Here is a 16,448-nt window from a genome sequence, read left to right as displayed (position 1 = left end):
CGTAGCCGGAAATGTGGGAATAGTGCACGGGACAGCCCGGGAGAGGACCGGGCTTCAGGCGCCGCTTTACGTCCGGGCTGCATCCAGGGCTGCGAGCAGGGTAGCCGCTGCAGCCGCCGGATCGTCGGCTTCCGTGATCGCCCGGACAACAACGATCCTGCCGGCCCCGGCCTCCACCACCTGTTCCACATTGCTGTGGTCAATGCCGCCGATCGCAAACCAGGGCACACCGCCGTCGGGTCCTTGCGTTCCCGTCCCCGGAGCAGCGGCAGCCGCATACTTCACCAGATCAAGCCCGACGGCGGCACGGCCGGGCTTGGTGGGCGTTGCCCACAGCGGTCCCACGCAGAAGTAATCGAGGGCTGCAGGCCCGGCGGCGGCTGCCAGGGCAGCGTCAACCTGCTCCGGGCTGTGGCTGGACAGGCCGATGGCAGCATTCCCGTTCAGCAGCGTCCGGGCTGCCTTAAGGGGAAGGTCTTTCTGCCCGATATGGAACACCGGAGCTCCGGACAGTACAGCAATATCGGCACGGTCGTTTACGGCCCACAGCTTGCCGTGGCGCACCGCGGCCTCCTTCAGCACTGCCAGGAGCTCCAGCTCCTCGGCAGCTTCAATGGACTTGTCCCGAAGCTGGATGATGTCCACGCCGCCTGCGAACGCAGCATCAACGAACTGCTCGAAGTCGCCCCGCCCGCGTCGCGCATCCGTGCAGAGGTAAAGGCGTGCGGCATGCAGCCCCGCGGTGTGTTCGGCACTGATAAAGGCATCGGCGCCCGAGGGGCGGGAAGCATCGGCAGGGGAGTGGGACACATTCATGGGAGCCAGCCTAGTTCCTCTACACTGGGCTCGTACTGCGGGAGCCGCGGCAGCTGTCACAAAAGCGCCGGGCTGAGAGGGCGTCAGAGCCGACCGCTTGACCTGATCCGGTTAATACCGGCGTAGGGAAGGAGACATTGATGCTCAACGCGCACGGCGATACCCGCCGGCCCGCGCCCGGCTCCACGCTCACGGCCGACGTTGCCGTCATCGGTGGGGGAATTATCGGCCACAGCATCGCGTGGGAAGCGAAGCGTTCCGGCCGTTCGGTGGCTGTGATTGATGATGCCCCCGGCTCCGGGGCCAGCTGGGCTGCGGCAGGCATGCTTGCCCCGGTGAGCGAGCTGCATTACCAGGAGGAGGAACTCCTGGAACTCATGCTCGAAGCCTCAGGCCGCTGGCCTGGTTTCGCTGCGGACCTGGCAGCCGCCGCGGCCCTGGATCCCGGATATATTACGACGCCGACCCTCGCCGTGGGTGCCGACGCTGCTGACAGGCGCGCGCTCCTGGACCTGCGTGCGGTGCAGCAAGCCAACGGGCTCACGGTTGAACCCCTCACGATCCGCGACGCCAGGCGGCGCGAGCCCCTGCTGAGCCCTGGCATTGCCTGTGCGCTGGATACTCCGGCGGACCACCAGGTGGACCCGCGGCTGCTGCTGGCCTGCCTGCGCCAGGCACTGGCCGGACCCGGCGCCGCCGGAACCGGGAGCCGCGGCAGCGCCGTGCCCGGTGCTGTCGGGGGATACGCTGTGCCGGACAGGGCAACCGGCCTGCTGTGGCAGGACGGCGCCGTTGCCGGCGTACATCTGGCCGGCGGAGGGACTGTCCTGGCCCGGGAAACGGTAGTGGCCAACGGGCTGCACGTCGCGGAACTTACCGGGATGCCGTTGCACCTCCACCTTCCGCTGCGGCCGGTCCACGGGGATATCCTGCGCCTCGCCGTTCCTTCGCACCTCCAGCCCCTGGTGACCTCCACCGTCCGGGGGCTGGTCCGCGGGGTGCCGGTGTATATCGTGCCGCGGCAGGACGGCACGGTGGTGATCGGGGCTACGCAGCGCGAGGACGCGCTTGGCAGGAACAACGGATCCGGCTCCGGGGCGGTGTCAGCCGGTGGCGTGTATCAGCTTCTTCGCGATGCACAGGTCCTGGTGCCCGCCGTCGCTGAACTTGAGCTGCTGGAGTGCACCTCCCGGGCAAGGCCGGGCACCCCCGACAACGCGCCGCTGCTCGGACGGGTCCGGCCGGCTGGGGGTCCTGCGGGCGCCCAACCGCACCCTGGCCGGCGGAGCGCCGCAGCATCCAGTCCTGTGGAAGGACTTATTGTTGCCACGGGCTTCTTCCGCCACGGCGTCCTGCTGGCCCCCGCCGCGGCCGCGATATGCAGGGAACTCCTGGATGGCGTGGAGGACTCCCGTTGGGCACCCTTCAACCCTTGCCGCTTTTCCGCCGCCCCTGCCCGCCCGGCTGAAGCGGCCGCCACCCGAATGAACACCAAGGAGACAGCATGAACATCATCCTGAATGGAGCCGGGCATACCGTGGCCGCCGGTGCCTCCATCACCACCCTCGTCAGCGAGGTGACCGGCCGGGTCCTGGCTGCTGACGGCCACGCCACAGACGGCCGGAAACTTGGCGTGGCTGTTGCCCGGAACGCCCACGTGGTGCCCAGGAGCCAGTGGTTCGCTACCGCGCTCGCCGAGGGTGACGACGTCGAACTTGTTACAGCAGTACAGGGAGGCTGACCACCATGACCGAAACCACCACCATCACCCAGCAGGCTGCCTGCCAGGACTCCCTGGTCATTGACGGAGTGCCCTTGGCATCCCGGCTCATCATGGGCACCGGCGGTGCCCCCAGCCTGGACGGCCTGGGCGCGGCGCTCCTGGCGTCGGGCACCTCACTGACCACGGTTGCCATGCGGCGCTATTCGACGGCGGAGACCGGCTCGCTGTTCCAGTTGCTCGTGGACAACGGCATCCGTGTGCTGCCCAACACTGCCGGCTGCTTTACGGCCCGGGATGCGGTCCTGACCGCGGAACTGGCCCGCGAGGCCCTCGAAACCGACTGGGTAAAGCTTGAAGTTATTGCCGACGAGCACACCCTGCTGCCGGACGCCGTTGAACTCGTGGACGCCACCGAGCAGCTGGTCAACAGGGGGTTCAAGGTCTTCGCATACACCAATGACGATCCCGTCCTGGCGCTGCGGCTGGAAAACCTGGGAGCAACAGCTGTTATGCCGCTGGGGTCACCAATCGGGACCGGGCTGGGGATCCTCAACCCCCACAACATTGAGCTCATCGTGTCCCGCGCCTCGGTTCCGGTAGTGCTGGATGCGGGCATTGGTACCGCCTCGGACGCGGCGCTGGCGATGGAGCTGGGCTGCGACGCCGTGCTGCTGGCCACGGCGGTGACCCGGGCGCAGAATCCGGCAATGATGGGCGAAGCCTTCAAGCATGCCGTCATCGCCGGTAGGCTGGCGAAAGCGGCGGGCCGCATTCCCCGCCGCGAACACGCACTGGCGTCGTCGGCCATGGAGGGCCGGGCCGAGTTCCTGTAGGCCCCGCTTCCTGCCCGGCGGCCCTTCGACATAGGAGCAGCAGTGGACGGCAAAGACGCCCTTCCCCCTGAACGCATCCAGGAGGCCATGGCCGGACTGCCGGACTGGCGGTTCAGTGGTGGCGCGCTGGTTACTGTTTTCAGGACGCCGACGGCGGCTGCGGCACTCGAGCTGATTGCCGCCGTCGGACGCCTTGCCGAGGAACAAAACCACCACCCCGACCTCGACTGGCGCTACAACCGCGTCTTTCTCCGCTACACCTCCCATGACGCCGGGGGACAGATGACCGGGCGGGACCTCGCGGCAGCCGCCGGAGCGAGTGAAGCCGCTGTTGCTGCCGGCGCCGTGGCGGAGCCGGCGAAGTATGTGCCGGGCCGTTGACCGGGCAAGGTATCGCAGAAGCGCCGCCCTGGACGTTGCACTGCTGACGCGGGTCCCTTAAGCAAAGTGGCCGCCACCCCACGGGGGTTGGCGGCCACTGCTGATTGCTTGTCACTGAAGGCGGCTCAGGCTCGAAGGATCGCCGTCAGCCGTTCCGTATCCTTGCGGGCACGGGTGCGGCCAAGATAGAGCGCGGCCACGACGGCCGCGGCGGCTCCCAACACGATAGGCAGGACCCACGGGAGCCAGGTCAGTCCCGGCAGGTAGCCGAATCCGGCAGCCATCAGGATGATCCACGTCAGGGCCGCACAGCCCACGGCAGTCCCGGCGGGTACGCCGGCTCCGTACTTGGCGTGCCGCTTGTCGTTGGCCCAGACAATAAAGCCCGCGGCGGCAGCAGCCAAGACGACGATCGTCAGCGAAAGCATGGTTCTCCTTGACTACTGGCGGTTCTTCGGCAGGATCCTAGAACTGGCCGAACCCGACGCGCCGTGCCTCTTCAGCGCCGATCTCGACGTAGCCCAGGGCGTTCCCGGGAACAATGATCACGCGTCCTTTGTCATCCTTCAGGCGAAGTTCGCTGCCCTTGGTGATGGCCTCCTCAACAATCTTGGCCACGGAATCCGCGTCCTCGTTGGACTCGAGCACGATTTCGCGGCCGATATTCTGAACGCCGATCTTAATTTCCACAGGGGCCTCCCAGCCATTAACAGTCAATGCTTATGTCTTATTTGTAGTCTAGGACTCTTTAGGGAAGCGAGAGATTCCGCGCCAAGCTAAACGGTAGATGAGGTCGCTGGCCACATCGAGGTCCAGGTTGCCGTCCGTTTCAAGCCAGTACCTGGCGCTGACCTGGGCCATTCCGGCAAGTCCCCGACCAAGGAGTTGTGCCTCGAGATGGGGGAGCTTGGTGTCCTCGGCAATGACGCGTGCGATGGCGTCGGCGAACGTCCTGTTGAAGGTCTCCAGCCGTGAGCTGACGTCCGGATCATTGATCAGGTCCGACTCAAACACCAGCCGGTGGGCCTGGTCATCGTTCGCAATGAACCGGAAGTATGCCCGCATAACGGCCTGCACGCGCTCGTCGTTGTCAGTGGTGGAATTCAGGGCGCCCAGCATGAGGTCGGTCAGTGAAGCAAGATGGCTCTCCAGCAGTGCCAGATAGAGCTCCCGCTTCGAGGGAAAATGTTGGTAGAGGACAGGTTTGCTGACGTGCGCCGTTTCGGCGATCTCATCCATTGCTGCACCGTGGTAACCGTTGGCCACGAAAACTTCCTGGGCCGCCATGAGGAGCTGGGCCCGCCGCTCGTCGCGCGGAAGCCGGGCGGACCGTTGGCCTGCAGGACGCGACGGCGTTTGCGGTTCGACTCCGGGCGGGCGGTCAGCCCGTGCTTCAGGGACCACGGTTGTCCTTCTTTCGTTGCAGTTACCTCCACTTTACTGCGGGGTAATATGACCGGGCGGTACCCCGGGGCATACATTGAAGTATGGCTTCGACATTCAGTGCAAATGTTTCACCTGTGTCCTTGGATCCGCTGGTGGACCCGGCAGCTGACCTCACCGCTGACGAGGTGGAGCGCTACTCGCGGCACCTCATCATTCCTGAAATCGGGGCGCTGGGGCAGCGGCGCCTTAAGAACGCCAAGGTGCTGGTCATCGGCGCCGGCGGGCTCGGGTCCCCGGCGCTCCTGTACCTTGCCGCTGCCGGCGTGGGCACCCTGGGAATCATCGACGACGACGACGTTGACCTGAGCAATCTCCAGCGCCAGGTGATCCACGGAGTGGCGGACGTCGGCCGGCCCAAAATTGAATCTGCCCGCGATGCGATTGCCGCACTGAACCCCCTCGTGGACGTCCGGCTGCACAACGTCCGCCTGGATTCCTCCAACGCGCTGGAACTCTTCGCTGGTTATGACCTCATCCTTGACGGGGCGGACAACTTCGCTACCCGCTACCTGGTTAATGATGCTGCTGGCATCCTGGGCAAGCCCTACGTCTGGGGCTCGATTTTCCGGTTTGACGGCCAGGTCAGCGTGTTCTGGGAAAAGCATGGTCCCACCTACCGGGACCTCTATCCTGAGGCTCCCCCCGCCGGCTCTGTGCCCTCCTGCGGGGAGGGCGGCGTGTTTGGCATGCTGTGCGCCGCCGTCGGCTCACTGATGGTGACGGAAGCGGTCAAGCTGATTACCGGCGTCGGGCGTTCCCTGCTGGGCCGGGTGGCACTCTTCGATGCCCTGGGCGGAAGCTGGCGCGAGATCCGGGTGTCCAAGGACCCTGCGGCGGAGCCGATTACGGAACTGGCGGATTATGAGGCTTTCTGTGGGATAGCACCGGCAGAGCAGGCGGATACTGAACATTCGGTAACCGCGGCGCAGCTGGCCACGATGCTGGCCTCGAGGAAGGCAGGCTTGAAGGACTTCGAACTGGTGGATGTCCGCGAGGCGGGGGAGTACGACATCGTCAGGATAGACGGGGCCCGGCTGATTCCGCAGGGCAGGATCCTTGCCGGGGAAGCATGGGACGAGCTTCCGCAGGACCGGGACATCGTGTTCCACTGCAAGGCCGGGACCAGGTCCGCCAGCGTGCTGGCGGCGGCGCGGCAGGCCGGCTACCAGCGGGTGAGCCATCTCGACGGCGGCATCCTCGCGTGGGTGCGCGAGGTGGAACCGCACAAGCCCGTCTACTAAGCCGTTGCTCTATCACTTAGGGCTCTCAAACCGGCGGATTGGGAGCCCTAAGTGATAGAGCATCGAGTGTTGTGGGGCAGGCGGTCAGGCCGTTTCCAGGCCGCGGTGGTCCACCGGGCATTCAACCTGCGGGGCCGGGGCCGCCTGCTGCTCCACGGTAATGCCGTAGAGGGCCTCCAGGGCAGCCACATAGTCGTCCTGCTGGCCGTTTGCTGCAAGCTCGCGGGCCCGCACAGTCGGAACGTGGAGCAGCTGCTTCACCATGCGGCGGAGCGCGAACTCCACTTCCTCGGCTGCGGCCGTGCAGCCGTGGCGGGCACGGACCTTTTCCATCTCCGCGTCCAGGACGCTCATGGTGTGCCGGCGCAGGGCAACAATGGCGGAATCCACGGAGCGGACCTCCCGTTCGTGCTCGAACGCCTTGGCGGCGCCGCTGACGATGCCGCTCGCCTGGGCAAGCGACTCTGCCTGTTCCTGCGGGGCGGCGAGGCGTACGGACTCCAGTGTGAGGAGCTCCACCCCGTCCAGCTCGCCAACGCCTGGATCGAAATCGTGGGTCAGCGCAAGGTCAATAGCGATCAGCGGCTGCGGGGAGTTCGCCCGGACGTCGGCCAGTTCATCGGCCTCGACCCTGGTATCGGAACCGCTGCAGCCGATCATGACATCTGCCGCAGCCACTGCCGGCCGCAGCGAATCGGCGTCAAGTGCGGTGCCGCCGCGGGTGGCCACAAATCCTTCGGCGCGGCCGGACGAGGAAAAGACTGAGATGTCGGTGCAGCCACGTTCGCGCAGGAGCGCCATGGTTGCTCCGGCGTAGGCTCCTGTTCCGAAGACAACGACTTTCTTGCTGGACCAGTCCGGATTTTCGGACAGATCAGTTGCCAGGTCGAGGGCGACGGAAACAATGGACAGGCCCCGTGAACCGAGGGCGGTCTGGGCGCCAACATCCTTGGCGGTCTTGGAAGCAGCCTGGAACAGCCGGACCAGGCCGGAACTCGCCGTACCTTCATGCTGGGCGGTAATCAGTGCGCGGCGGACCTGCCCGGCAATTTCGCGTTCTCCGACTACTGCCGAGTCCAGGCCTGCGCTGACAGCAAAAAGGTGCTGGCTGACTTCCGGTCCGGTGCGGGTACTGAAAGAGCGCGAAACGAGCGGCTCGCTCAATCCGCTGATTTCGCTGATCTGGGCTACAAGTGCGGCGCGGGCCGCTTCCACGTCGTCGGGGTGGGGCGCCTCGCCATAGATTTCGTAGCGGTTGCACGTGGCCAGGACCACGGCACCCGTCACGGCCGGCGATCCGGAGAGGGCGGATGTAGCGATCCCCGAAGAACCGCTGCTCAACTGAGCAACGGTCTCAAGATCGATGTCGGCGTGTGTAGCCACCAATGAAAAAAGAACCACAGCAGGACAATCATAGCTTTTTCGTTACTCGGTAGAACAACTCCCGGCCTCCGGGTGACCACTCAACAGCTGTGATTCCCGCCACGGCGCGGCGTTGGGGCTTGCGCCTGACACTTCGTCGTTATCTTTTAGTCCTGATTTTCGGCACAATCAAAGGCATGACTTCCAGCCCTGCCATGTCCCCTGCCGGCGCGCTCGCTGCGGACCACCCGCTGGTGGATGGCCGTACCGCAGATTCCCCGCTGATTACGGCCTACCGGGGAGGCAAGCCGTCCCGCCGTCCGGTCTGGTTCATGCGTCAGGCCGGTCGCTCGCTGCCGGAGTACCTCAAGGTCCGCGAAGGCGTGGCCATGCTGGACTCCTGCCTGCGGCCGGAGCTGGCTTCCGAGATCACGCTTCAGCCGGTGCGCCGACACGACGTGGATGCAGGCATATTCTTTTCCGACATCGTCATTCCGCTCAAGCTCGCCGGTGTGGGTGTGGACATTGTGCCCGGCGTAGGGCCGGTCCTGGATACCCCGGTCCGCACGGCCGCAGACGTGGCAGCGCTGCCACGTCTCACGTGGGAATCACTGGAACCGATCCGTGAAGCTGTGCGCCTTACCGTGGCGGAACTTGGCAGGACGCCGTTGATCGGCTTCGCCGGCGCACCCTTCACCCTTGCTGCCTACATGGTGGAAGGCAAGCCGTCGCGTGACCACCTGGGTCCGCGGACCATGATGCACGCCGACCCTGAAACCTGGAACGCCCTGGCCACTTGGGCCGCTGACGCCTCCGGCATGTTCCTGCAGGCACAGCTCGAGGCCGGCGCTTCAGCCGCCCAGCTCTTTGACTCCTGGGCCGGTTCCCTTGGTCTTGCCGACTACACCAGGTATGTGGCACCCGCCTCCACCCGTGCCCTCGACCACGTCCGGCACCTCGGGGCGCCGCTCATCCATTTCGGTACCGGCACATCAGAGCTGCTGGTGGCCATGCGCGACGTGGGCGTGGACGTTGTGGGTGTTGACTACCGGCTGCCGCTGGATGAAGCGAACCGACGGCTGGGCGGCACCGTGCCCCTACAGGGAAACATTGATCCTGCCCTGCTGCCGGCCCCCTGGGAAATCCTCGAAGCGCACGTCCGTGACGTCGTAGCCGCGGGAGCGGCAGCACCCGGCCACGTTGTTAACCTGGGGCACGGTGTTCCGCCGGAGACGGACCCGTCCGTCCTCACGCGGGTCGTTGAACTCATCCACTCCATCTCCCCGGAGTAGTCCCATGGGCAGTACGCCGGCAGGAGCCGGGACCGCGCTGGTGCTCGGCGGCGGCATCTCAGGATTGCTGTCCGCCCGGGAGCTTGCGTCCGCGGGGCATCAGGTCACGCTTCTTGAGGCCGGCACCGAATGGGGCGGCTGCGTGGGAAGCCACACGGTTGCCGGGCTGACCATGGACAGTGGCGCCGAATCATTTGCCACCCGCACCAATGCGGTGGCAGGACTCGCTGCAGAGCTGGGGCTTGCCGGAAGTATCGTGCCGCCAAGGCCCGGCGGCGCCTGGGCCCAACTGCCCGACGGTCCGCGCGAACTGCCAAAGACAGGGGTACTGGGGATTCCGGCCAACCCGTGGGACCCGGAGGTCCGCCGCTCGCTGGGCCTCTTTGGCACCCTCCGGGCCTCCCTGGACAGGCTCCTGCCCGCTTCAGTGGGTACATCGGACGACGTCATCAGCGTCGCCGCCCTTGTTAAGGCGCGCATGGGGACCAGGGTCCTGGAACGGCTGGTGGCACCGGTCGTGGGAGGCGTCCATTCCGCAGATCCCGGACTGCTCGACGTCGACATGGTGGCGCCGGGACTTCGCAATGGACTCCGCCGCCACGGCTCCCTCGCCGCTGCTGTCTCCGCCCAGCGGCGTGCACGCGTCGCTTCATCCGCTCACAAGGGGCTCCGGCAGGAATCTGCCGGAGCGGCCAAGGCCGGCTCTGCCGTTGCCGGCCTGGAACGCGGCATGCACACCTTGGTCACCGCGCTGGTCAACGACCTCCGCACGGCAGGGGTTGTGCTCCTGTCCAGCACTCCGGCCAGCTCAGTGCGCCGCACACCCGAAGGTTGGCGCGTCACGTCAGCAGGAGCATCATTCGACGCCGCCCTGCTGGTGGTCGCAGTGGACGGCCCGTCCGCCGTCGAACTCCTGGAAGACGCCGTGCCCGCCCTGGCGGGGAGGAAGCCTCCGGCCGGACCGGACGTCAAGCTCGTCACGCTCGTCCTGGACAAGCCCGAACTGGACAGCCGGCCCCGCGGCACTGGGGTGCTCGTTGCGCCCCAGACCCCGGGGATTGAAGCGAAGGCCCTGACGCATGCCACCGGAAAATGGGATTGGCTGGCTGCTGCGGCTGGCCCTGGCCGGCATGTTGTCCGCCTCTCGTACGGCCGGGTGGACGGGGCAGGGGAACAGCCCGGCGGCCCGGAAACAGACGCGGAGCTCCTGGCGGCGTCCCTGCATGATGCCCAGGCCCTGCTGGGCGTGGTCATAGGCCAGGAGGACGTCCTGGACTGGGATGTGGTCCGCTGGCAGGGATCCCTGCCCTTTGCGGCAGTAGGGCACCGCGCCCGGGTGGCTGAAATCCGGCAGGCCTGCAGGGCCGCGGGGGACCTGGCTGTGGTGGGTGGCTGGGTTGCGGGCAACGGGCTGGCTGCCGTGGTCTCGGACACGATCGAGGAGATCGGGACTTTGGGCCGCTGAATGTTGCCGTTAACCGTAAGCCGTGGCCGCGGGACGCGATTGCCTGCCCCGGCTGCAGGACTGCGGCCCTCGCGCGGCAGGGAGTCACCCAGCTCCGGAATGTGACTTTGCGCACTTCTACGTCCTGTAGAAGTTGTCCGTTTCGACTTGGCGGGTACTAAGGGGCAAACTTGTAACCATGAGCCACACTTCTGCCGAATCTGTCACTAAAACCGAAGAATCAGCCGAGCAGTTTTTCACCCTCTGGACGGTATTCAAGCGCTCCGAAACCCTGATCCGCAGCGCCGACGCCGCCGCTGACTTCGAGGCCCTGCTGGAACGGCTGCACCATGCCGGAGTGACGCACCGCGGCAGTTACGACGTCTCTGCCATGCGGGCCGACGCGGACGTCATGGTGTGGCTGCACGGTTCCAAGCCGGAAGCACTGCAGCAGGCAATCCGCGACATCCGCCGGAGCACGCTCTTCGCCGGTACCGAAATTGTCTGGTCCGCCATGGGAGTGCACCGCGAAGCTGAGTTCGCCAAGAACCACACGCCGGCGTACTCACGTGGCGTTGCGCCGGCAGAGTGGCTGTGCGTGTACCCGTTCGTGCGCTCCTACGAGTGGTACATCCTGCCCGAGGAGGAGCGGGGCGCCATGCTTCGCGAACATGGCCTCCTGGGCCGGGAGTTCCCGCAGGTCATCTCCAACACCGTCTCCTCGTTTGCCCTGGGCGACTGGGAATGGATCCTTGGCCTTGAGGCCCCCGACCTCGTGGACCTGGTGGACCTGATGCGCCACCTGCGCAACACGGAAGCACGCAACCATGTCCGGGAGGAAGTCCCGTTCTACACCGGACGCCGGATTTCCCCGGCAGAAGTAGCGGAGGTGCTCGCATGAGCCAGCCTGATTCCAGCAACGCCACCACCGCCGTCAACCCGGTTACGGAAGCCGGGCGGATGGCGCCCAAGAACTACGACGCCGTCCTCCTCGCCTCCTTCGGCGGGCCGGAGGGCCAGGAGGACGTCATTCCGTTCCTCCGCAACGTCACCCGCGGCCGCGGCATCCCTGATGAGCGGCTGGAAGAGGTCTCGCACCACTACCGGGCCAATGGCGGCATCAGCCCCATCAACCAGCAGAACCGCGAACTGAAGGCCGCCCTGGAGGCGGAGCTTGCTGCCCGCGGCATCGAGCTGCCGGTTCTCTGGGGCAACCGCAACTGGGACCCCTACATCCCGCAGACCCTGCAGGACGCGTACGACGCCGGCCACCGCCGCCTGCTCATGATCACCACGAGTGCCTACTCCTGTTACTCCAGCTGCCGCCAGTACCGTGAGGACATCGGCATGGCATTGACCGAAACCGGCCTGGACGGCCGGCTGGAAGTGGACAAGGTACGCCAGTACTTCGACCACCCCGGTTTCGTGGAGCCGTTCGTTGAGGGCACGGCCGCGGGCCTTAGGGAAGTTCGGGAACAGCTCGCAGCCGCAGGCACCCCCGACGCGCCCGTGCAGATCCTGTTCGCCACCCACTCCATCCCCACCCGGGATGCCGAGGCCGCGGGCCGGTCCGAGGGCGAACCCCGCGAATTCGAGGAAGGCTCAGCCTATGTGGCCCAGCACCTCGCCACCGCTGCCGCCGTCATCCAGCGCGTGGAAGAGGAATCCGGCCTCACTGCCCCGTGGTCGCTGGTCTACCAGTCCCGTTCCGGTGCCCCGCACGTGCCGTGGCTCGAACCCGACATCAACGACGCCATTGAGGAACTGGCGGGCCAGGGCGTCAAGGGCATTGTCATTGTCCCGCTGGGGTTCGTCAGCGACCACATGGAAGTCGTCTGGGACCTGGACACCGAGGCCCTTGAAACGTGCGCCAACCTGGGCCTCGCAGCAACCCGGGTTCCCACACCCGGCACGCACCGCAAGTTCGTCAACGGGATGGTGGACCTGATTTCAGAACGGACCGTGGCCAACAACATCAGTGACCGCCCGGCAGTGACTGCCCTTGGCCCCTGGTACGACGTCTGCCGGCCCGGCTGCTGCGCAAACTTCCGCGGTGAAAAGCCCACCATCGCCGGCGCGGACACCACCGTGGGTACCGGGCACGATTCCTATCCGGACGGCATCGGGGCCGGCCAGCCGGGGGCTTCCAGGGGAGCGCCGCAGCAGTGACGGTCCGCATTGGCACCCGCGCCAGCAAGCTCGCGCTCACCCAGACGCAGCAGACCGCGGACCAGCTCGCCGCCGTCGGTGGCTTCCCGGTGGAACTCGTCCACATCAGGACCGACGGCGACGTCCTCACCGGTTCGCTCTCGCAGATGGGCGGTACCGGCGTTTTTGTTGCGGCTTTGCGTGATGCGCTGCTCAGGAACGAATGCGACGTTGCGGTCCACTCGCTCAAGGACCTCCCTACCGGACCGGCGGTGGGCCTCAGCCTCGCCGCAACCCCACGGCGCGTGGACGTCCGCGATGTCCTCTGTGCGCGGGACGGACTGAAGCTGGCCGACCTCCCGGCAGGTGCCAAGGTGGGAACGGGGTCACCCCGGCGGGCGGCCCAGCTCCGCACCGCCCGGCCGGACCTGGAGATCATCGACATCCGCGGCAATGTGGACACCCGTCTGGGCCGCGTGCCAGGGCTGCCGGGGAACACCGTCAGTGATGTGGTTCCGGGCAAGTCCTGCGACCTTGACGCCGTGGTTCTGGCGGCAGCAGGACTGGAGCGCATCGGCCGGCTGGATGCGGTCAGTGAGTTCCTCGAAACCGAGGTTATGCTTCCGGCTGCCGGGCAGGGGTCGCTGGCCATCGAGTGCCGCACAGCCGATGCCCCGCCCAGGGCAGGATCAGCCGAAGGCTCCCGGGACGTCCTGGCGCAGGCCCTCACTGCACTTGACGACCCCGACACCCGGCTCGCCGTCACCGCCGAACGGGCCCTGCTCGCCAGGCTCGAAGCCGGCTGCGCGGCGCCCGTCGGAGCCTACGCCTACCGCAAGGGCAGCATGCTGCACCTTGAGGCCGTGGTTTGCGCCGTGGACGGCACTGCATCCGTCCGGGACAAGCGCGCCACCGACGGCCTGACGGAGGTGGGCGCCACCTTGCTGGGGATCGAACTCGCCGAAGTGCTCCTGGCTGCGGGCGCTGCGGACATCGCGGACCTGCAGGCTTCCTGATCCCGCCATGCCACTGCCTACCCTGCACGCGCGGCGGTCCCGGCGCGGGCGCGTCTAAGAATGCCTGACGCTGCCCTGCCTCAGGGGCAACCATTGGCCGGGGTGCGCGTGCTGGTTACGCGCAGTCCGGAGCGGTCCGTGGCCCTCGTGGGCGCCCTGCAGAAGGCCGGTGCCAGTGCGCTGGTGCTGCCCCTGATCGACTTTGAACGTGCTCCCGACCAGCATGCCCTCGACCTTGCCTGCGATGCGCTGGGGGCCGGAGCGTATGACTGGCTGGTGGTCAGCAGCGCCACCACGGTCCACGTGTTGGCAGCCAAAGCCGCTGAACGCGGCGTGCCGCTGGACCGCTGGATCCCGCCGACTACCCGTATTGCGGCCGTGGGCGCTGCGACGTGCAGGCTCCTGGAAGCCCGGGGGCTGGTGGTGGCGCTGACGCCTGCGGACGAGCAGTCAGCCGCAGGGCTCCTCGCGGTATGGCAGGGACCAGGCAGGAGGGTTCTGCTGCCGCAGGCTGACATCGCGTCGCCGCGGCTTGCGGAGGGGCTCGCGGCAGCCGGAAGCAGCGTGACGGCCGTAACTGCCTATTGCACGGTCGACTACCCCGCGGCAGCGGAACGCCGGCTCGCCGTCCCAGCGGAAGACGGGGCAGGGGAGGGGCGGCCGCCGTCGTACTCTTTGCTGACACCGGCAACTGCCGCCGCCGAACTCGCCGCGGGACGCATCGACGCCGTGATCGCGGCTTCGCCCAGCGCCGCGCGGCGCCTCCACAAACTCACGCCCCTGCACGGCTGCCGCCTTGTAGCGATCGGTCGTTCGACGGCGGACCAGGCAGATGCGCTTGGCATGGCAGTGGCTGCCGTCGCGGCTGAGCCGTCGCCCGCGGGGCTTGTTGCCGCAGTCGCAGCGGCACTAAGGACATCAGGGAATGCAGCCGGCGAACCACCCTGAAGAGCCGGGACCACGCGCCATGCACCAACAGCCCAACCACAGCGAAGGACAGGACCATGACTTTCCCCACCCACCGCCCCCGCCGCCTGCGCACCACTCCTGCCATTCGCCGTCTGACGGCTGAAACCCGGCTGGCGCCGGCAGAACTTATCCTTCCGGCCTTCATCCGGGAAGGACTGACGGAACCCAACCCGATCACGTCCATGCCGGGGGTTGTCCAGCACACTGCGGATACCTTGAAGCGGGCCGCGGCAGAAGCCGTTGACCTGGGCCTCGGCGGCATCATGCTGTTCGGCATTCCCGAGACCCGCGACGCAGAGGGCACGGCATCCCTTGACCCGGACGGAGTCCTGAACAAGGCAATCAGGGATGTCCGCGCCGAGGTGGGCGACGACCTGGTGGTCATGAGCGACGTGTGCCTGGACGAGTTCACTGACCACGGGCACTGTGGCGTGCTGGACGCCGACGGCTATGTGGATAATGACCGCACAGTGGAAATCTATGCGCAGATGGCCGTAGCCCAGGCGGACGCAGGCGCCCACATGCTGGGGCCCTCCGGAATGATGGACGGCCAGATTGCCGCCATCCGCGCAGCCCTGGACCAGGCGGGCCACACCAATACCTCCCTCATCGCCTACGCAGCAAAGTATGCGTCCGCTTTCTACGGACCGTTCCGGGAAGCCGTGGATTCCCAGCTCAAGGGGGACCGGCGGACTTACCAGATGGACGCCGGCAACCGTACAGAGGCGCTTCGCGAGGTGGAACTGGACCTCGCCGAGGGGGCCGATATCGTAATGGTCAAACCGGCCATGAGCTACCTGGACATCGTGGCCGACGTCGCCGCCATGTGCCCGGTGCCCGTGGCCGCCTACCAGATCTCCGGCGAGTACGCGATGATCGAAGCCGCGGCCGCCAACGGCTGGATCGACAGGCGCGCCGCGATCACCGAATCGGTGCTGGGCATCCGGCGCGCGGGCGCCCACATGGTCCTGACATACTGGGCCGCCGAACTGGCCGGCTGGCTGAAGGAGTCCTGATGAGCGGAGCAACCCCCCTCCCTCCGGAAGGCCCCACGGCGCCCGTGGCGGCAGACCGGATCCTGCTCGGCCTCAACACCTTCGGCGACGTCGGCGCAGATCCGGACGGAAGCCCGCAGCCCCATGCCCAGGTGCTGCGCCAGCTGCTCGAACAAGCGGAGCTGGCGGACGCCGTCGGACTTCACGCCTTCGGGGTGGGGGAGCACCACCGCAAGGACTATGCCGTATCCGCGCCGGAGGTCTTCCTTGCCGCCGCAGCGGCGCGGACTTCCAGGATCCGCCTCGGATCGGCAGTTACAGTCCTGAGCTCCGATGATCCCATCCGTGTGTTCCAGAGGTTCGCCACCGTGGACGCCGTCTCCAATGGCAGGGCTGAAGTGATGCTGGGCCGCGGCTCCTTCATTGAATCCTTTCCGCTGTTTGGGCTTGACCTGGCGGACTACGAAGTCCTGTTCGAGGAGAAACTGGAGCTGTTCGACAAGGTGCGTTCGCAAGCTGGGCGCCGAACGGGGCTGGGGGCCGGCCGGCAGGGGCGAGTTTGATGCGCTGTGCTCGCCGGAGGGTGCCCTGTACGTGGGTTCGCCGGAAACGGTGGCGCGCAAGATCGTGATGCTCAAGCAGAACCTGGGCGTTGACCGCTTCGACCTTAAATACAGCAACGGGCCCCTGCCGCATTCCGCCATGATGCGCTCCATCGAGCTGCTGGGTACGGCCGTGGCTCCGCGTGTTGCTGAACTGCTCGGCAGCTGAAGCACCCGGCG

17 protein-coding genes, 1 pseudogene and 1 riboswitch are annotated in these 16,448 nt (G+C 66.8%); of the genes and pseudogenes, 13 read left to right on the top strand and 5 right to left on the bottom strand.

All coding sequences use genetic code 11. The features are described from left to right. Positions 1–66: 66 nt before the first annotated feature. Positions 67–816 (bottom strand): thiamine phosphate synthase, encoded by a 750-nt coding sequence (gene thiE, locus CXX84_RS01550; RefSeq protein WP_189337453.1) that lies wholly within the window; start codon positions 814–816, stop codon positions 67–69. Positions 817–843: 27 nt separating this feature from the next. Next, positions 844–962: riboswitch (TPP riboswitch) on the top strand. On the opposite strand from thiE, the gene CXX84_RS01545 reads away from it, so the two are divergent. The 4 genes from CXX84_RS01545 to CXX84_RS01530 all read left to right on the top strand — a co-directional run bounded on the left by CXX84_RS01545 (position 957) and on the right by CXX84_RS01530 (position 3,753). Beyond that, positions 957–2,324 (top strand): FAD-dependent oxidoreductase, encoded by a 1,368-nt coding sequence (locus tag CXX84_RS01545; protein WP_102974969.1) that lies wholly within the window; start codon positions 957–959, stop codon positions 2,322–2,324. It overlaps the preceding riboswitch by 6 nt. Then, complete coding sequence (thiS, locus tag CXX84_RS01540) at positions 2,321–2,557, top strand: sulfur carrier protein ThiS (protein ID WP_102974968.1); 237 nt, start codon at positions 2,321–2,323, stop codon at positions 2,555–2,557. Before CXX84_RS01545 ends, thiS begins: the two co-directional genes overlap by 4 nt. A gap of 5 nt (positions 2,558–2,562) precedes the next feature. Next, positions 2,563–3,372, top strand: coding sequence for a thiazole synthase (locus CXX84_RS01535; protein WP_102974967.1), 810 nt, complete (start codon positions 2,563–2,565; stop codon positions 3,370–3,372). Between the two features lie 42 nt (positions 3,373–3,414). Next, on the top strand, positions 3,415–3,753 hold the full coding sequence (locus CXX84_RS01530) for a 4a-hydroxytetrahydrobiopterin dehydratase (protein ID WP_102974966.1): 339 nt from the start codon (positions 3,415–3,417) through the stop codon (positions 3,751–3,753). Between the two features lie 125 nt (positions 3,754–3,878). Here CXX84_RS01530 and CXX84_RS01525 read toward each other — a convergent pair whose 3' ends face one another. Genes CXX84_RS01525 through CXX84_RS01515 form a run of 3 tightly spaced genes read right to left on the bottom strand, consistent with a single transcriptional unit; the run spans position 3,879 to position 5,157 of the window. Beyond that, a complete protein-coding gene (locus CXX84_RS01525; RefSeq protein ID WP_102974965.1) occupies positions 3,879–4,181 on the bottom strand; it encodes a hypothetical protein in 303 nt (100 codons plus the stop codon). A 37-nt stretch (positions 4,182–4,218) separates the two neighbouring features. After that, positions 4,219–4,443, bottom strand: coding sequence for a DUF3107 domain-containing protein (locus CXX84_RS01520; RefSeq protein ID WP_102974964.1), 225 nt, complete (start codon positions 4,441–4,443; stop codon positions 4,219–4,221). 48 nt (positions 4,444–4,491) lie between these two features. After that, positions 4,492–5,157, bottom strand: a complete 666-nt coding sequence (locus tag CXX84_RS01515) for a TetR/AcrR family transcriptional regulator (RefSeq protein WP_102974963.1) — start codon at positions 5,155–5,157, stop codon at positions 4,492–4,494. Between the two features lie 83 nt (positions 5,158–5,240). Here CXX84_RS01515 and moeB point away from each other — a divergent pair, with 83 nt between their 5' ends. Further along, positions 5,241–6,440, top strand: a complete 1,200-nt coding sequence (moeB, locus tag CXX84_RS01510; protein ID WP_102974962.1) for a molybdopterin-synthase adenylyltransferase MoeB — start codon at positions 5,241–5,243, stop codon at positions 6,438–6,440. An 84-nt stretch (positions 6,441–6,524) separates the two neighbouring features. Here the strand turns inward: moeB and CXX84_RS01505 are convergent, their stop codons facing one another. After that, entirely contained in the window at positions 6,525–7,841 is a 1,317-nt protein-coding gene (locus CXX84_RS01505) for a glutamyl-tRNA reductase (RefSeq protein WP_102974961.1), read from the bottom strand. Between the two features lie 158 nt (positions 7,842–7,999). On the opposite strand from CXX84_RS01505, the gene hemE reads away from it, so the two are divergent. The 8 genes and pseudogenes from hemE (at position 8,000) to CXX84_RS01465 (ending at position 16,437) form a co-directional block, all read left to right on the top strand. After that, on the top strand, positions 8,000–9,094 hold the full coding sequence (gene hemE, locus CXX84_RS01500) for a uroporphyrinogen decarboxylase (RefSeq protein ID WP_102974960.1): 1,095 nt from the start codon (positions 8,000–8,002) through the stop codon (positions 9,092–9,094). Between the two features lie 4 nt (positions 9,095–9,098). Then, a complete protein-coding gene (gene hemG, locus CXX84_RS01495; RefSeq protein ID WP_102974959.1) occupies positions 9,099–10,559 on the top strand; it encodes a protoporphyrinogen oxidase in 1,461 nt (486 codons plus the stop codon). Positions 10,560–10,737: 178 nt separating this feature from the next. Further along, on the top strand, positions 10,738–11,439 hold the full coding sequence (hemQ, locus tag CXX84_RS01490) for a hydrogen peroxide-dependent heme synthase (protein ID WP_102974958.1): 702 nt from the start codon (positions 10,738–10,740) through the stop codon (positions 11,437–11,439). After that, positions 11,436–12,707, top strand: coding sequence for a ferrochelatase (locus CXX84_RS01485; protein ID WP_102974957.1), 1,272 nt, complete (start codon positions 11,436–11,438; stop codon positions 12,705–12,707). The genes hemQ and CXX84_RS01485 overlap by 4 nt, the downstream gene beginning before the upstream one ends. Then, positions 12,704–13,702, top strand: coding sequence for a hydroxymethylbilane synthase (hemC, locus tag CXX84_RS01480; RefSeq protein WP_102974956.1), 999 nt, complete (start codon positions 12,704–12,706; stop codon positions 13,700–13,702). The genes CXX84_RS01485 and hemC overlap by 4 nt, the downstream gene beginning before the upstream one ends. A gap of 60 nt (positions 13,703–13,762) precedes the next feature. Then, positions 13,763–14,650 (top strand): uroporphyrinogen-III synthase, encoded by an 888-nt coding sequence (locus tag CXX84_RS01475; RefSeq protein ID WP_102974955.1) that lies wholly within the window; start codon positions 13,763–13,765, stop codon positions 14,648–14,650. A gap of 56 nt (positions 14,651–14,706) precedes the next feature. Next, complete coding sequence (gene hemB, locus CXX84_RS01470; RefSeq protein WP_102974954.1) at positions 14,707–15,687, top strand: porphobilinogen synthase; 981 nt, start codon at positions 14,707–14,709, stop codon at positions 15,685–15,687. Continuing rightward, a pseudogene (locus tag CXX84_RS01465) lies at positions 15,687–16,437 on the top strand (LLM class flavin-dependent oxidoreductase). The gene hemB and the pseudogene CXX84_RS01465 overlap by 1 nt, the downstream one beginning before the upstream one ends. Positions 16,438–16,448 lie beyond the last annotated feature (11 nt).

This window comes from Arthrobacter sp. AFG7.2 (genome assembly GCF_002892835.1).
GTDB lineage: Bacteria > Actinomycetota > Actinomycetes > Actinomycetales > Micrococcaceae > Arthrobacter.
Note: the sequence above shows the minus strand (reverse complement) of the source record. Positions and strands in the feature narration are given on the sequence as shown.

Coding starts and splice junctions, on each gene's coding strand:
- thiE (WP_189337453.1), bottom strand. CDS start 816: ATGAATGTGTCCCACTCCCCTGCCGATGCTTCCCGCCCCTCGGGCGCC.
- CXX84_RS01545 (WP_102974969.1), top strand. CDS start 957: ATGCTCAACGCGCACGGCGATACCCGCCGGCCCGCGCCCGGCTCCACG.
- thiS (WP_102974968.1), top strand. CDS start 2,321: ATGAACATCATCCTGAATGGAGCCGGGCATACCGTGGCCGCCGGTGCC.
- CXX84_RS01535 (WP_102974967.1), top strand. CDS start 2,563: ATGACCGAAACCACCACCATCACCCAGCAGGCTGCCTGCCAGGACTCC.
- CXX84_RS01525 (WP_102974965.1), bottom strand. CDS start 4,181: ATGCTTTCGCTGACGATCGTCGTCTTGGCTGCTGCCGCCGCGGGCTTT.
- moeB (WP_102974962.1), top strand. CDS start 5,241: ATGGCTTCGACATTCAGTGCAAATGTTTCACCTGTGTCCTTGGATCCG.
- hemE (WP_102974960.1), top strand. CDS start 8,000: ATGACTTCCAGCCCTGCCATGTCCCCTGCCGGCGCGCTCGCTGCGGAC.
- hemG (WP_102974959.1), top strand. CDS start 9,099: ATGGGCAGTACGCCGGCAGGAGCCGGGACCGCGCTGGTGCTCGGCGGC.
- hemQ (WP_102974958.1), top strand. CDS start 10,738: ATGAGCCACACTTCTGCCGAATCTGTCACTAAAACCGAAGAATCAGCC.
- CXX84_RS01485 (WP_102974957.1), top strand. CDS start 11,436: ATGAGCCAGCCTGATTCCAGCAACGCCACCACCGCCGTCAACCCGGTT.
- CXX84_RS01475 (WP_102974955.1), top strand. CDS start 13,763: ATGCCTGACGCTGCCCTGCCTCAGGGGCAACCATTGGCCGGGGTGCGC.
- hemB (WP_102974954.1), top strand. CDS start 14,707: ATGACTTTCCCCACCCACCGCCCCCGCCGCCTGCGCACCACTCCTGCC.